Here is a 14,385-nt window from a genome sequence, read left to right as displayed (position 1 = left end):
TTTCACCGCGTTTCCCTTGCTTTTCAGAAATTTTTGTTGCATTTCCCCCTACCCAGGGTAGGCTTGCACGTCGTGGATAATTCCATGCAAAGGACGTTTCCCATGCTCTTGCGCACCATTTTGGCCCTGTTGCCCCTCGTTGCCCTTGTTGCCTGCGCCCCGGCCTCTTCCGGGAACGGCGTCAAAGACGCCCTCAAAGAGCACCCTGACATCGTCCTCGACGCCCTGGGCGAGCGCAAGGCTGAGTTGTTCGCCCTGGTCATGCAGGGCCAGCAAAGCTACCAGGACAGCCAGCGCCAGGCCAAACAGGAGGCGGAATTCAAAACACCGCTCGCCCCGGTCATCGACCCGGCCCGGGCCTTGCGCGGACCGGCCGACGCCACCGTCACCGTGGTGGTCTATTCCGACTTCCTGTGCCCGTACTGCGCCAAAGGCGCGCTGACCCTCAAAGACTTCGCCGCGCGCCACCCGGATTCGGTGCGGGTGCTCTTTAAACACTACGCCACAGACGAACTGGCCAAGCAGGCCGCCCTGGTCTATGAAGCCCTGGCCGTCCAAGACCCCAAGCTGGCTTTTGCCTTCCACGACGCCATTTTTGCCGCCCAGGCCGAGATCGAGCAGGGCGGGGAACCGATGGTCTACGCCCTGGCTGTCAAGCTCGGTGCCAATGTGGGGCAGCTTAAGCGCGATCTGAAAAAACCGGAACTGGCCAAGCGCATCGACGACGACACGGCCGAGGCCCGGTCTTTCGGGTTCGACGCCACCCCGACCTTTGTCATTAACGGCGTATCCGTGCGCGGGGCCGCCCCCCTGGACGAATTTGAAGACGTGCTGCGCCGGGTCTCCCGTTCCGGTGGCCAGGAAGCGCCTTGTGCTGCCTGCGACAAGAAAAAACAGTGATCCCGGCACGCGTCCCGAAATGAGGCTTTCCGCCATGACCGCCCGTCTTTTCCGCCGCTGCGTCGGCCTCGGCCCGGCCGTTCTTGTGGCCTTGATGCTGTGTCTTGGGGCCGGGTCTGCCCTGGCCGAAACGCCGCCGCAGCCGGCACCGCCGTTAGTCTTTGACGAAGCCACGCTGGTGACCATGCTCGACGACGTGGTCAAATATTACAGCGAACCCCGGGCGAGCGAGAGTCAGATTCTGACCCTGCTGCCGGTCTATGAGAAAAACAAGGACAGCCAGGAATATCGCAAGCTGCGGTTCCTGTTCGATACGCATCAAAAGGTGACGACGAGCTTGAATAACCTCGTCGATGTCCTCTATATCTATCTCAATCTGGTGGGTTCCACAGAGACGGACATCAACGAATACGTCTTTAACCGCACCAAAAACATCGTCGCCTTTCTCAACAACATGGTCTACTTCCTGACCACCCGCAATCAGGAGATAGAGCTGAGTTCGTCTACCGACGTGCAAAAGCTCTATGAAAGCTATCTCGTTCGCCTGACCACCCTGCTCTACGAACTCAACAAATCCATGGCCACCTTCCACAAGTAGCCGGCTGCCTGTACGGATCGCCGCACCGGGCGGCGGCAGTCGCTACTTCACGGGTTGGGCCAGGGCCTGGCGGGCGACAGCGTAGACGGTATCGCGCCACACGACAGCAGCGGCGGCAGTAAGATGCACGCCGTCCACGGTCTGGGAGACGTAATTTTTGAGGCGCCGCTGCGTCAGCACGGCATTGATGTCGGCCACGAGCAGCGCATGGCGGGCCCCGGTTTCCCGGATGACGGCGTTGTAGGCATCCAGATTGGTCCCGCTTAACAGCTGGGATTCCGACTTGTCGCTCTCCAAGGGCGGCAGGGTGACCAACACTGTCTTGCGGCCGCTGGCCAAAATTGCGCGCACCAACGCCTCATACACGGCGGCAAACTGTTCCGGAGCGGAGGCAGGTGGGCCGAAAGCGTCGTTGATCCCCAGGGCCAGGATCACCAACGGGCCGTGCGAAGCGGCCAGAACATCCCCCACAAACTCCAGTGACTCCAGAGCCTTGGCTCCTGAAACACCGGCATTGAACGCATTGATGCCGTCCAAAGCCGGAAAATACAACTGTTCCAAGATGCTATCGCCGAACAGGACGATCAGGGGATCGTTCTGGGAGCGCAACTCGCTGAGGCAAACACCTCTCCGCGTGCGCTTATAAAACCCGCTGAGGTCATTCAAAGCCGTTGTGACGTTGGTGGCGGTGGTGGCGGTGGCGTCGGCGTCTCGCATACGTTTGTCCATACGGACACTGTCCAGCTTACAATAGATGGCAATGCCGGACGTGCAGACGAGACAGCCAAGCAGCAGCAACAAAAGGACTTTATCTCTTCTCAAGGAAACACGAATCCTGGACGTGGTGAGGCGTTAATTCGCCGGATATATTATATTTATCTACTTCCAGCCCCCCCGTCAACCCAAGGGCCTGTCTGCCCTTGGCCGGGGAGCTGGCACATCCGCGACACGCAATGCTGTGATTCTCGGGGCTCTGCCCCGGTGGGGTCCGGGACAGCTTCCCGGCGGGGTTGGGACGGCGTCCCGGGTCTCTAGGCATCCGGGCCGGAAGCTGCAACGGCCGGCGGTTGGGCCAGGGGGAGTTCCAGGATGAAGGTGCTGCCGCGTCCCAGTTCGGATTCGACCCAGATGCGCCCCTGGTAGTGCTCAACGATCTGACGGCAGATGGCCAGGCCAAGGCCGGTGCCTTTGCGGCGGCGGTTTTCCTCGACGGTATCGCTGGCTTGGGCCTGATGGAACTTATCGAAGATTTTCTCCAGGGATTCTCTTTGAATGCCCTCCCCGGTGTCGGTGAGTTCGATACGCAGCAGATCGTCGCGGACAAAAGCGTGCAGTTTGACAAACCCTTCGTCAGTGAATTTGGCGGCATTGCCGAGCAGGTTGACGAGCACCTGGGTCAACCGGTCGGGATCGATGGTCAGGGGCGGCAGATTCTCCGCGATGGTCATGGTGAAACGGACACCGGGTTTGGCGTCGAAATCGGCGCTGACGGCATCGGCAGCCCGGGTCAGGGCCGCCGCCACATCGACCTGGGTATCGCGCCATTGGGCGCGCCCGGCTTCGATTTTGGACAGATCGAGGAAGTCGTTGATCAGCCGGGTGAGGCGTTCACCTTCGTTTTCAATGATGGCGAGATTGGAGGCAATGCGCTCGGCCTGGCGGGCAAGGCGGTCGTGCCCTGTGGCAAACGGCGCAAAATATTTCAGAAAATCGCGAGAGATGAGTTTGGCAAAGCCCATGATGGAAGTCAGCGGGGTGCGCAGATCGTGGGAAACGGTGGCCAGGAAGCCGGATTTGAGGCGGTCGAGTTCCTGCAGGCGCAGATTGGCGGCTTCGAGTTCGGCGGCTTTGACGGCAAGCCGGCCGCTGCGTTCCTTGACGGCTTCGCGCAGATGGCGAATGAGAATTTCCAGGCGTCGTTCGGCCCGCACCCGGGCGGTGATGTCGGAGATGGTGCCTTCGGTATACAGCGGCAGCCCGGCGTTGTCGCGCACGAGCCGGATATTGACGAGCACCCAGATGGTCTGTTTATCGCGGCGCACGTAGCGGGCCTGGAAACCCGTGACGAACTCCTCTTGCATGAGACGCGCCAGGAGCTGTTGCCGGTCAGAGGCGGCGTAGTACAGTTGGCTGTCGATGTCGGTGATGCTGTCGAGGATGGCGGCCGGAGATTCGTAGCCGAGCATTTTGGCCAAAGCGGCATTGGCCGAAAGCAGGCGGCCGTCCAAGGTGCTTTGGAAGATGCCTTCGGTGGCGTGTTCAAAGATATCGCGGTATTTGCGTTGGGCTAAAGAAATGCGGTGCACCATTTCTTCCATGGCCCGGGACAGGCTGTCGAGTTCGCCATAAAGGCCTGTTGGCCGGTCGTCGGCGCTGCCGCCCTGGGCCACCTGAGCGGCGTAGCGTTCCAGGCGGGTCAAAGGCCCGATGATCTGGCGGCGCAGCACCATGACCAGGACGACGGCCAGGGCGGCGTTGAGACCAAAGATGCGCAGGACAATAAGGATCAGGGAGTTTTGCAGGGCGCTGTCCATAAAGCGCCGGCTCATCTGGACTTCCACCTTCCCGACCAGGGCCTCGCCGAAATAGATATCGTTTTTTTTGCTGATCGCGTTTTCCAGGGCCGGTTGAAAGGCCACGGGCGAGGGACTCCAGCTGCGATCACGACTGCGGCCGATGACGATGTTGCCGTCCGCCGGTTCGGTGACCACCACAGCAGCCACGCGTTCATTTTGCATGGCCCCGTCCACCAGATGCTGGACATGGGCGTTTTCCATAAACCACAACGGTTCGCCCAGATTGGCGGCGAGCTGCTCGGTGATGACGGACAGGTCGTAGCGCAGCTCCTCTTGCAGGCGTCGATCCTCCCCGAAATAGTCGATGAGGCCAAAAACGGCCAACAGCAATGTATTGACGCATATAAGCGTCACGAGGACCGCGCCGCCGACGGAACGCGTCAGGGAAAAGCGTGGTGGCTTCATTGCTGTTAAGACTTCCGATGGGTCGAAGGATGAACGGTGAGCCAAGCGGTGAAACATGCTCTTGATAGCATCGGCGTTGTAAAATGAAAAGCCCGGCTGCGCTAAAATCCTTGCGCCGTTAGCGGAGCCACGATATCGGTTGTACAACCATCATGACTCTTTCCACGATTCGCACAGCAGCGCTCCTTGGCATCGAAGCCTATCCCGTTTCCCTGGAAGTGGATCTGGCGCGCCAGGGTATGCCGTCGTTTTCCATGGTCGGGCTGGCCGAGGGGGCGGTGCGCGAGAGCAAGGAACGGGTGTTCGCGGCTCTGCGCAATGCGGGCCTGAAGCTGCCGCCGGCGCGCATCACCGTCAATCTGGCCCCGGCCGATATGCGCAAGGAAGGGTCGGCCTACGATCTGCCCCTGGCCCTGGCCCTTTTGGCGGCCGTGGACGCCTTTCCGGCCGAGGCCACGAACGGATTTTTCCTGGCCGGCGAGTTGTCGCTGACCGGCGAACTGCGGCCCGTGCCCGGCATTTTGCCTTTGGCGGCCCGGGCGCGGCGCGAGGGAGCGCGGGGGCTTGTTGTGCCGCGCGGCAATGCGGCCGAGGCGTCGGTGGTGGAGGGCCTTTCGGTCTATGCCGTGGGGACACTCCTGGAAGCCCTGCGTTTTTTTACCGGCGAGGAACCGCTCTCGCCGGTTGTGCCCCAGCCCTTTGTGCCGGATGTGGTGGACGCGGCCTTTGCCGAGGATTTTTCCGAGGTCAAGGGCCAGGAGCATGCCAAGCGGGCGGTGGAGATTGCAGCGGCGGGAGGGCACAATCTGCTGTTTATCGGCCCGCCGGGTTCGGGCAAGACCATGCTGGCCAAGCGCATGCCCACGGTGCTGCCGCCCCTTGGCTTCGAGGAGGCCCTGGAGGTCACCACCATTTATTCCGTGGCCGGCCGGCTCGACGGCGAGGGACTCTTGACGGTGCGGCCGTTTCGCAGCCCGCACCACACCATTTCCGACGCCGGGCTGATCGGCGGCGGGTCGTATCCCCGGCCGGGCGAGGTGTCCATGGCCCATCGGGGGGTGCTGTTTCTCGACGAGCTGCCGGAATTTAAGAAATCGGTGCTGGAAGTGCTGCGCCAGCCCCTTGAAGACGGCAAGGTGACCATTGCCCGGGCGGCAATGTCGCTGTCCTATCCGGCCGACGTCATGCTGGTTTGCGCCATGAATCCCTGCCCGTGTGGAACACTTCTCCAACATCAATAAATACATCAATATCAACGAATTGGCTTGTAACCCGAACTTCTCTAACAATAGATTTGAGCCGCAAAGCCTTCCCCACATCGTCTAAAAATTCCCAATTTGTGGCAAACGAACAGAGGTTTTCGAAAGAGGTTAGAAGAAACGTTTTAGTTGTGTCCTTCTCATTGATTAACCCGACAAGGTGATCCCTTGCCGCCTTGGCCTCGTCTATTTCTTTCTTAAGAACAGCGTATCTTCGATCAAAATCGTCACCATCTATTCTATTGCATTCTAAAGCACCCAACAAGTTGTCAAGACGATTTTGTAACAATTGAATGTTTGATTCTATTTGCGACAAGTCACAAGCATTTATTTTGCTATTAGAATTTTGTGTAAAAAATAGATCTAAAATTTTTTGCTTGTCAGTCAAAAATTCTTTGTTTTCCGAAAGTGCTAACAAACTGTCAGCAACATACTTCTCTATTTCTACGGAAGGTATATTTAACCCAGAACAGGCTTCAAGACCTTTTTGCATGCGATTTACGCATTTATAGTACCCATAAGTTTTGTCAGAATTTTTCTTGGAAGTAGTATTGCCAGCCATCGCTCCGCCGCACAAACCACATTTCAATATGCCTGAAAGCAAATAGTTGCGTTTACTGTTCGTCGGCTTCGTCGATATCGACTTTAGCATCACTTGGACAGACTCATAAGTATCAACATCAATTATCGAAGGATGTTGTCCGTCACAAATAATCCAATCCTGCTTGTCTTGAGCAATTAACTTACCAGTTACAGGGTCACTCCTCCTTTTACCATACCACGTTTTACCTATATATGTAGGATTTGTAAGAATTCTATGGACTGAAACAGTTCCCCAGTGCCCACCATTCCGTGTTCTAAAACCCTGATTGTTAAGAGCGTGGGCAGTCTTTCTTATGCTATTGTGAGAAATAAAGACCTGAAATATATTATTAACGACTTTAGCCTCGCTTTGGTATACATATAATTTTTTCTGCTCAGGATATAAACTGGCACTTTGCAAGGAAGCGTCTGGGCTTTCAGTGCCTAAATCAATGAGGTGCTTAGAGTACAGTTCCTGAGTAGTGTAACCAAATGGGACAACACCTCCATTCCATTTGCCTAATCGAGCACGATGCGACATGTCTACAGACACACGTTCAGCTACCAATTCTCTCTCAAACTGTGAAAGAACTCCTATAATCTGACGTAATAACCTACCATGTGCGGAGGTCGTATCGATATTTTCTGATATACTTGCGAAGCGAATGCTAATCCCTTCAAAAAATTCTGTTAAGTACATCAAATCTTTCGTTGACCTTGTTATTCGGTCAAGTTTTGTCACAAAAACAGATGTTATCAATCCTGATTCTGCATCCCTAAGCAAGTCTTTAAGTGCGGGTCGGTTAGTGTCTTTGGCGCTAAAGCCCGCGTCCTTATACAACTTAAAAACCGGTATTTGGTTTGCTACACAATATGCACGGAGTCTTTCCTCTTGCGTATGCAGCGAATCTTTGTCGATTTGGTTGGCAGTAGATACTCGAACATATATACCTGCGCTAGCGGGAGGGGTGCTATTCATTGTGCTCACCGAGTCCATATTTTAAGCTACATTAGATCAAGAAATCTATAATATCAACTAGGGAAACCTGCCAACGCAAAAAATATACAATTCCTTGTCGTCTGTTTATTTTGTAATTGTATGTAGATTTTTTTACGACCATTACGACCTTTCACAAATTTGTAACAACCTAAAATAGCGACACATCATGGCTATACATCGGTTTCTTCCAAAAAACAGCTTACCTTTTATCGTAGTCGCGACGCTTTACAGTGGGATAAGAACCTGAACGTTATTGCTAAGGTGTGAAAAAGCTTTCATTTAGCGAACTTCACCCATATTTACAGCCACTTAGGCCAGAGCAAACCCGGTCAAATCCTATGGGTTCCGACTAGGTTTACCTACTCCACCCTCCTGACACTTGGCGTGTCCGGGTCTGTTTCTTAGGCCAAAATCTTTCGGTACTCTACCACATAACGTTGGCGCTTGTTGGCTCATAGTTGGTCGGAAGCGACTAAATTCAAACGCGGAGCAGCAACCCCAGTCCGTCCGGACAAGGGCAATCAGCGCCTCTTGGCGGCAACTCACTCATCATCCTGGACTGAGCCAGCAAGTGGATTTTCCTTTGGGCATCTGCGGCGGCCGATGATCAGCAGAGCCATGATCGCCCCAGCCAGTGCAATGCTTCCAAGGACCGTCATGCTCATAGCGATTGTTGAGGCTTGCGCTGAAACCATGGCGTTTTCCACCATTGCTGCTGAATCGGAGGGCAGTGACTCGAGGATGGCTGCGGCTACTGCATCGTTCCCGTCTTTGACGGCTTGCGCATATTCCAGGCCCTGCTGGAGAAACGGCTTTCCGGCCAAAGCTGTCCACACCTTGTCAAGAGAATGAGCCCCCATGATCGATGTGACCAGGGCGACACCTAGCGCGGCCGGTACGTTGAATGTCATCTGAAGAAGACCGGAGCCCATGCCTGCCTGTTCGGGCTTGAGTGTACGCATCCCGGCCGCATTGCAGGCTGGCAAGGCGATTCCGACGCCTGCTCCCATCAGCGCCAAGGGGATGATGAGTTCGCCCAGGGTTGTCTCCGGACAGAAGGTGCCCATCCAGAACAACGCGACGGCCTGCATGGCCAGTGCAGCCACAATGGGAATTCCCGGTCCGATGTGGTCGATAAGGCGACCTGCGGGCGGTTCAAGCACCATGCAAGTTCCGGTCGTGATGACGATGACCCAACTGGCCATCACTGGCGAGTAACCAAGAACTTCGATGAAAAACAGTGATCCCACGACGGTCAGCATAGGGATATAGACGAAACCGACGGCGCTTTCGGCAAAAAAAGCGCCGGAAAAAAGACGCTCACGCCACAGGGAAAAATCGACGAGGGGATAATCTGTGCGGGTCTCGACAATGCCGAACAAGGCGAGCAGCACAACGCCGACCGCCAGAGCCCCCCAGGTGCTAGGGGTACCCCAGCCGTTGCTGGCGTTTTGCAATCCATAGGTAACCAAGGTGATCCCAAGGCCGCCGAGGACGAGACCGATGATGTCATAGCGGCCGGAAGACAGTACGCTGCAATAGTTCCTTGTAGCCGCCAGAGTGACGAGAATGACTGCGGCAGTCAGCGGCACGGCGAGCCAGAAGACCCAGCGCCAACTCAGCAGATCGAGCATGTAGCCCGCGAATATCGGACCGACCAGCAATCCGAACCCGTGGGCAAATCCCCACACGCCGACAGCGAATCCACATCGGGAAGCGGAAAATGCGTTTACGACGATGGACAGGGTGGCCGGTGCTGAAATACCGATGCCGATGCCTTGCATTGTGCGCCCGGACACCATGAGCAAGCCGCTCGTGGCCATGGCGGACAGGATGAGGCCGCCGCCGAAAACCATATAGCCGATCACAATCATGCGGACCTCGCCGACGAGGTCGCCGAGGCGACCGCCAGCGATCAGCGCCGTGCCGAAGGCAAGGCTGTATGAAGTGATCGTCCAGGTCTGCATCGACAGGGACAGGTCGAGATCATCTTTGACTGTAGGCAAGGCGGGACCGATCACCGTGCTGAACATCTGGGCAATGAGCGCGCCAAAGCTCATGGCTGCCAGAATCCCCCAGGCGCTGGCGTTGGCCCTGCTATTCGTTTCACTCATTGGCAGTTCCCTTCATTATTAAAAGAACTATTGTATTGAATTCCTCTCTCATCGTGACAGTGCATCGATTATTACAACGCATAACAATACAAATGACAAAATTAAATATCATACCTTAGGCCACTGCCCCGCACACAAGCTATGAGTTCATGACCAAATGAGGGGCAAATGTTCCAAGCGACTATCCTCGAATAATGAGATCTAGGTCAACGTACTCGGCAACAAGCAACAGCAAGGCCCGCCAGTTTCTCACATCAATACCCCGTCGGAGCATTTCCCTCGCTTCGGCGAGTTGTCCTGATCGGCGAAGCGCGGCAACGGCGGCAAGGAGAAAGCGCCGATTGCCTTGATCACCACGAAGATAGATCGCCAGCACGGGTCTGGTCATACTTGACCATAGCAGGGCCGCGCTTTCATTGTTACTAGGGCCTGTCTCTAAATAATGCCTTGATATTTCAGACTATTGTGCTATGTTTCCCGCATGAGCAGGTACGACATCCCCGACGAACTCTGGCAACGCCTTGAACCAATTGTCTGTCCTCCTCGGCAGGAGCGCCGTGGCAGGCCAGCCAAGGATTCACGCCTTATCCTCAACGGTATCCTCTGGATTCTTCATACAGGCGCTCCCTGGCGCGATCTCCCTGATGAGGTCGGCTCCTGGAAGACCGTCTACAAACGTTTCAATGCTTGGTCCAAATCACTGCTTTGGCAGGATGTTTTGAGCAAACTCTCCAGTGAGGCCGACCTTGAGGCCGTCTTCTTGGACGGTTCGTATGTCCGAGCGCATCAGCATGCGGCCGGAGGCAAGGGGGGCGCGATTCTCAGGCTATCGGGCGCAGTCGCGGTGGATTAACGACTAAAATCCATGCCGTCGTTGATGCCCTGGGCAACCCCATTCGTCTGAAACTCACCGGGGGCCAAGTTCACGACATTGTGCCTGCCACCGAGCTGATTGAGGGGCTTGCGGCTGACCATGTCGCCGCCGACAAGGCCTACGACGCTCAACATTTCATCGACCTTATCCTCAAGCAGGGCGCTGTGCCGGTAATCCCTCCGAAGAAAAACCGCCGCGTGCAGCGCGAATACGACAGGCATCTCTACAAAGAGCGACACTTGGTGGAGTGCTTCTTCTGTAAAATTAAAGATTTCCGGCGTATCGCTACGCGTTATGAAAAATTGGCCAGAACATTTCTGACCATGCTCACCATTGCATCATGCCTTATCTGGCTACGATGATTTGGAGACAGGCCCTAATTGTCCCATCAGCAGGCAGGGATTGTCCGGCATGAAAATGTCTGGAAAAAATCCGGCGGACCAGGATGGCAAGTGGCGCAGTTAACGCTCAGATTCGTCATGGTCCCGATCTTTGGGCTTTTTCTTGCCGAACCACTTGGCCAAAATTAAGGAGCCGTAACCCGCGACTCCAGAAGCACCTACGGCCATTCAAGGGGTGCATGTGCCCGTCCCCACCCCAAATACGGACAGGTAGACCAAGACAGCGCCGCCGACGAGCCACGCGAATAAGGTGGTGATTTTGTTGTTCATAAATTACAACCTTTCAATCTACTTCAAACCCTTCATCCTCGTCATCCTCTTTAGACGCTGCTTCAACGTCTTCAAGGATGGCTTCTATCGCAGCAGCAGCTTCATCAAGCCGGGAGCCGAATTCGTCGAAATCATTGTTCTCTGAGGTCTCAAGGTCATCATACACTTCGCGCAAGAAGTTTGCGGCTTTTTCAAGCTTCTTCAAATTGGCCTTATTCATCTGGGCATCTCCGTCGTCAATCTTGGTCCATGGACCACAGCAGTGTTAGCATTGCTATCTACATCCGTTTTCCGCTAGGCATGCATAGCATAAATATTCAGGCCGTACGTAGTTATTGAGAAATTAATTTTATATTTTAGCTATACAACAATTTAACAAGATGTTCATAATGTGACATATTGGGTCTTTTGAAGACTACGGTCTGCAAATATGGCACGATTTATACCCAGCGCTTATAGCTTCTTCACGAGAGTTAAAGTCTTCAGCGCAATTTTTACAAGCATAATGCTTACACTCAGGAGAATGAAACACCCTGCTCTGCGTATTTCCATGAAATGTCGCAGCTTTGGGACTGGCGTTGGTGGTCGCATCCGTCGCCTTTCCAGCTCCCCCATGCCTCCATTCCCAAGGTGGGGTTGGGTTTGGATCAGCCCAGAGTCCGATCTTTGCGACCTGGGCTTGACGTTCGACTTCAGCCCACTGTGAGCAATAACTCTGTTTGCAGTATTGCCGGTAGACCCAGGCAAATCCTGCACGGAGAATCTCCTCGTTAAGAATCGCGCCGCTCGGAAGCTTCACGATACCGACAGTGCGCCCATAACGGTCTCGGTCGATCTCACGGACATCAACGTCTTGAAGCGCAGCCCTTTCCTTGGTGAAATCTGCTGCCTTCGAGCCAAAGGCTTGGCCCTTCTCGGGTGTATCGATACCGTAGAGGCGCACCTTTACTTGGGATTTCTCTGGAGTCAGGATGGTTATCGTATCTCCATCGGCTACATTGATTACCTTCCCCGTAAACGCCCAGCACCAGCACGGGAAAAACATGAGAACGGCAAGCATGACGAATCGATACATAGAAAGTTATCCGTTTTTGGCGGTTATGATCTTCACCAACCAGTTAGCAGCACAACAAGTCCATGTCAAAAGTTCAACATCCACAGACATATATGCCATCACCTATTGCTCGCTAAAACGAACTAGCACCCCTGATGGCAAGCACAGCAAGCACGTCAGCCTCCCCATATTACACCCTAAGATCGCGCGACTCCATGCTATAATCTACTACTGGCTTTCTAACTTCACCGAAATACCCAGACATTCACCTTTGCCCCTGTTGACATCTCCGAAGAGATGTATAAGTTTCAAACCAACTGAAGGGGAGTAGCTCTTTCGGGCAAGGTCAACAGTACTGGCGCTTATACCCGGCGCTTGGCCTTGCCGTCGGTCCCCACCGATGAGCGAGACCTTCAGCATGAGTAATCATGCTGGATGTCTCGTTTTCTTATTCGGGACCTCCAGCCTAACCTGGAGGCCCTATGAAAAAAAGTCTGCCCCTTTTCACGTATCTGCCGATGGCTGGCGGTTCCCACGCCAAAGCACTCACCATCAATGCCCCTGATCCGGTAACTGTGCTGCGCTGGCTCAGCCTGCCTCTCCTTGCTCTGGCCTTAATCCTCCTGTCTATTGATCTCGCTGAAGCCAAGCGGCTCGGCGGCAACAAGTCCTTTGGCAGCAAGGATTCCTATTCCAAGAGCTACGATAAGCCCACTCCCCCGAATACGAGCGCATCGAACATGCAGCAGTCAACGCCACCCCAGGCGAAGGCTCCTGGCGGGTTTCTCTCAAAATTTGGTGGCATGGGCGGACTGGTCGGTGGTCTGCTCATGGGTGGCCTGTTGGGGTCACTCTTTTTTGGAGGTGGCTTCGGCGGCTTTGGAATCCTTGAAATGGTGCTCCTCGGCGTCGGCGGTTTCCTGCTCTTCCGATTCATCCGTGCCCGGCGTGGAGCGCAGGCGGGGGGAACCACCCGTGTGAAGCAGACCGCTCCCGGCGTACATGATCGCTTGGCCTATGCCGATGGCCCTGCTGGGGATGTCGCCCCGAATCTGGAGACACGTTCCTGGGGCACTCTGCGAACGATCGCAGCCTCCCCTGGTGGCGCTAACGACACAATACCCCCCGTTGTCATGCCTGCTGGCCTGGACGAGGCCGAGTTCCTCGCCGGAGCCAAGGCTCTCTACAACCGCTTACAGACCTCCTGGGATCGTCGTGACCTCACCGACATCCGTGGGTTCACCAGCCCCGAAGTCTATGCCGAAATCGCCCACCAAGCGAGTGAAGACCCTACACCCGGCAAAACAGACATACTCATGATTGAAGCTCGTGTGATCGAGGCCGGTACAGAAGGAACACAGACCGTGATCTCGGTACTTTATGATGTCCTACTGCGCGAAAACCAAGCCAACGATCAGCCGTCGCAAATTCGTGAAGTATGGCACATCAGTCGTGACCAGTCTGCCACAAAGCCAGAATGGATTCTTGAAGGCATCCAACAGTTGAAGAGATAGTCTTAGCTAACCGCCCGGGACTACGGCCGCGGGCTTGGCACGATGAAACCGCCATGAGAATCAAAGGTGGAAAGATGACAAGCCAATTCAAGACTCTTCTTCTGCTCGGCCTGCTCACCGGCCTGACGCTCCTCATGGGGCAGATGGTGGGTGGCAAGGAGGGCCTCGTCATTGCGATAGTGCTTGCTTCGGCAATGAATGTGGGCAGCTACTGGTTTTCGGATAGAATCGTCCTGTCCATGTACAATGCACAGGAAGTGGCCCCGCATGACGCCCTGGCCCACCTATTCATCGTCAACCCTTTCAGCGCCTCCAAGTTCGCCTCGCTCTTCAGCACACATCCGCCGCTGGAGGAACGCATCGGACGTTTGGAAGTCGTGGCCAGACTTTCATGACCACCAGGCAGGACCGGAAATCGCGGTCCGGCCTACCTTGGCTATGCGGTTTTACAGTGTCGTTGACCACAAGTCTTCGCCAATAGGCCTCCAATGGGGTACTGAAGGCTTTACCATGTAATTGTAATTTTGTGGCTTGTATGTAGTCACATGGAGAGGCTTGATGAACGCTCTTCGTTATGTTGGTCTGTTTGTGATGCTGGCAATGCTTGGGGATTTGTTTTTCGCAAGGGCTGCGCAAAGCAAGCAATGCGCCAAATTTGTTGTTGTTTTCAACGAAAAATTGACGAGTGCGCCAGCTGGTGTTTATATTGGCACATTACTGTCCGGCTAAGAAAAGGCTTGACGCCTGAAAGCGACAACTGGTGCAAGCTCATGATGCCTTTCCACTTAGGCGATCAATTTTGAAAAAATGGCATAAATTGCCATGACATCAAGTTCAA

At 54.9% G+C, this 14,385-nt stretch carries 10 protein-coding genes and 3 pseudogenes; 7 read left to right on the top strand and 6 right to left on the bottom strand.

The genetic code is table 11. The features are described from left to right. Positions 1 to 84 precede the first annotated feature (84 nt). Both GTA51_RS15195 and GTA51_RS15190 read left to right on the top strand, forming a co-directional pair. Complete coding sequence (locus GTA51_RS15195) at positions 85 to 900, top strand: DsbA family protein (protein ID WP_246198165.1); 816 nt, start codon at positions 85 to 87, stop codon at positions 898 to 900. Between the two features lie 34 nt (positions 901 to 934). Continuing rightward, positions 935 to 1,498, top strand: a complete 564-nt coding sequence (locus tag GTA51_RS15190) for a hypothetical protein (RefSeq protein WP_160962532.1) — start codon at positions 935 to 937, stop codon at positions 1,496 to 1,498. Between the two features lie 42 nt (positions 1,499 to 1,540). Here GTA51_RS15190 and GTA51_RS15185 read toward each other — a convergent pair whose 3' ends face one another. Together GTA51_RS15185 and GTA51_RS15180 are read right to left on the bottom strand one after the other, a co-directional pair. After that, the gene (locus GTA51_RS15185) at positions 1,541 to 2,320 is read right to left on the bottom strand and encodes an SGNH/GDSL hydrolase family protein (protein WP_160962530.1); all 780 of its coding nucleotides are present in this window, start codon (positions 2,318 to 2,320) and stop codon (positions 1,541 to 1,543) included. 209 nt (positions 2,321 to 2,529) lie between these two features. Then, entirely contained in the window at positions 2,530 to 4,479 is a 1,950-nt protein-coding gene (locus GTA51_RS15180; RefSeq protein ID WP_160962528.1) for an ATP-binding protein, read from the bottom strand. Between the two features lie 152 nt (positions 4,480 to 4,631). Between GTA51_RS15180 and GTA51_RS15175 the strand changes: the two are divergent. Further along, a pseudogene (locus GTA51_RS15175) lies at positions 4,632 to 5,705 on the top strand (YifB family Mg chelatase-like AAA ATPase); the annotation flags it as partial. Here GTA51_RS15175 and GTA51_RS15170 read toward each other — a convergent pair. Further along, positions 5,662 to 7,299, bottom strand: a complete 1,638-nt coding sequence (locus GTA51_RS15170) for a recombinase family protein (RefSeq protein ID WP_160962524.1) — start codon at positions 7,297 to 7,299, stop codon at positions 5,662 to 5,664. The pseudogene GTA51_RS15175 and the gene GTA51_RS15170 sit on opposite strands and share 44 nt — an antisense overlap. Before the next feature lie 563 nt (positions 7,300 to 7,862). Beyond that, positions 7,863 to 9,434, bottom strand: coding sequence for an MFS transporter (locus tag GTA51_RS15165; RefSeq protein ID WP_160962522.1), 1,572 nt, complete (start codon positions 9,432 to 9,434; stop codon positions 7,863 to 7,865). A 465-nt stretch (positions 9,435 to 9,899) separates the two neighbouring features. Between GTA51_RS15165 and GTA51_RS15160 the strand changes: the two are divergent. Then, positions 9,900 to 10,667: pseudogene (locus GTA51_RS15160) on the top strand (IS5 family transposase); the annotation flags it as partial. 325 nt (positions 10,668 to 10,992) lie between these two features. On the opposite strand, the gene GTA51_RS15155 reads toward GTA51_RS15160, so the two are convergent. Beyond that, the gene (locus GTA51_RS15155) at positions 10,993 to 11,199 is read right to left on the bottom strand and encodes a hypothetical protein (protein WP_160962518.1); all 207 of its coding nucleotides are present in this window, start codon (positions 11,197 to 11,199) and stop codon (positions 10,993 to 10,995) included. Between the two features lie 195 nt (positions 11,200 to 11,394). Then, the gene (locus tag GTA51_RS15150) at positions 11,395 to 12,054 is read right to left on the bottom strand and encodes a thermonuclease family protein (protein ID WP_160962516.1); all 660 of its coding nucleotides are present in this window, start codon (positions 12,052 to 12,054) and stop codon (positions 11,395 to 11,397) included. Positions 12,055 to 12,515: 461 nt separating this feature from the next. Here GTA51_RS15150 and GTA51_RS15145 point away from each other — a divergent pair, with 461 nt between their 5' ends. The 3 genes and pseudogenes from GTA51_RS15145 to GTA51_RS15135 all read left to right on the top strand — a co-directional run bounded on the left by GTA51_RS15145 (position 12,516) and on the right by GTA51_RS15135 (position 14,276). Further along, positions 12,516 to 13,547: a Tim44 domain-containing protein gene (locus tag GTA51_RS15145; RefSeq protein WP_160962514.1), complete on the top strand. Its 1,032-nt coding sequence runs from the start codon at positions 12,516 to 12,518 to the stop codon at positions 13,545 to 13,547. Positions 13,548 to 13,621: 74 nt separating this feature from the next. After that, positions 13,622 to 13,822 (top strand): annotated as a pseudogene (locus GTA51_RS15140) (protease HtpX); the annotation flags it as partial. Between the two features lie 283 nt (positions 13,823 to 14,105). Further along, positions 14,106 to 14,276: a hypothetical protein gene (locus GTA51_RS15135; RefSeq protein WP_160962512.1), complete on the top strand. Its 171-nt coding sequence runs from the start codon at positions 14,106 to 14,108 to the stop codon at positions 14,274 to 14,276. The last annotated feature ends 109 nt before the right edge of the window (positions 14,277 to 14,385 follow it).

Source organism: Solidesulfovibrio aerotolerans, assembly GCF_009856865.1.
Lineage (GTDB): Bacteria > Desulfobacterota > Desulfovibrionia > Desulfovibrionales > Desulfovibrionaceae > Solidesulfovibrio > Solidesulfovibrio aerotolerans.
This window is presented reverse-complemented; position numbering and strand designations above follow the sequence as displayed.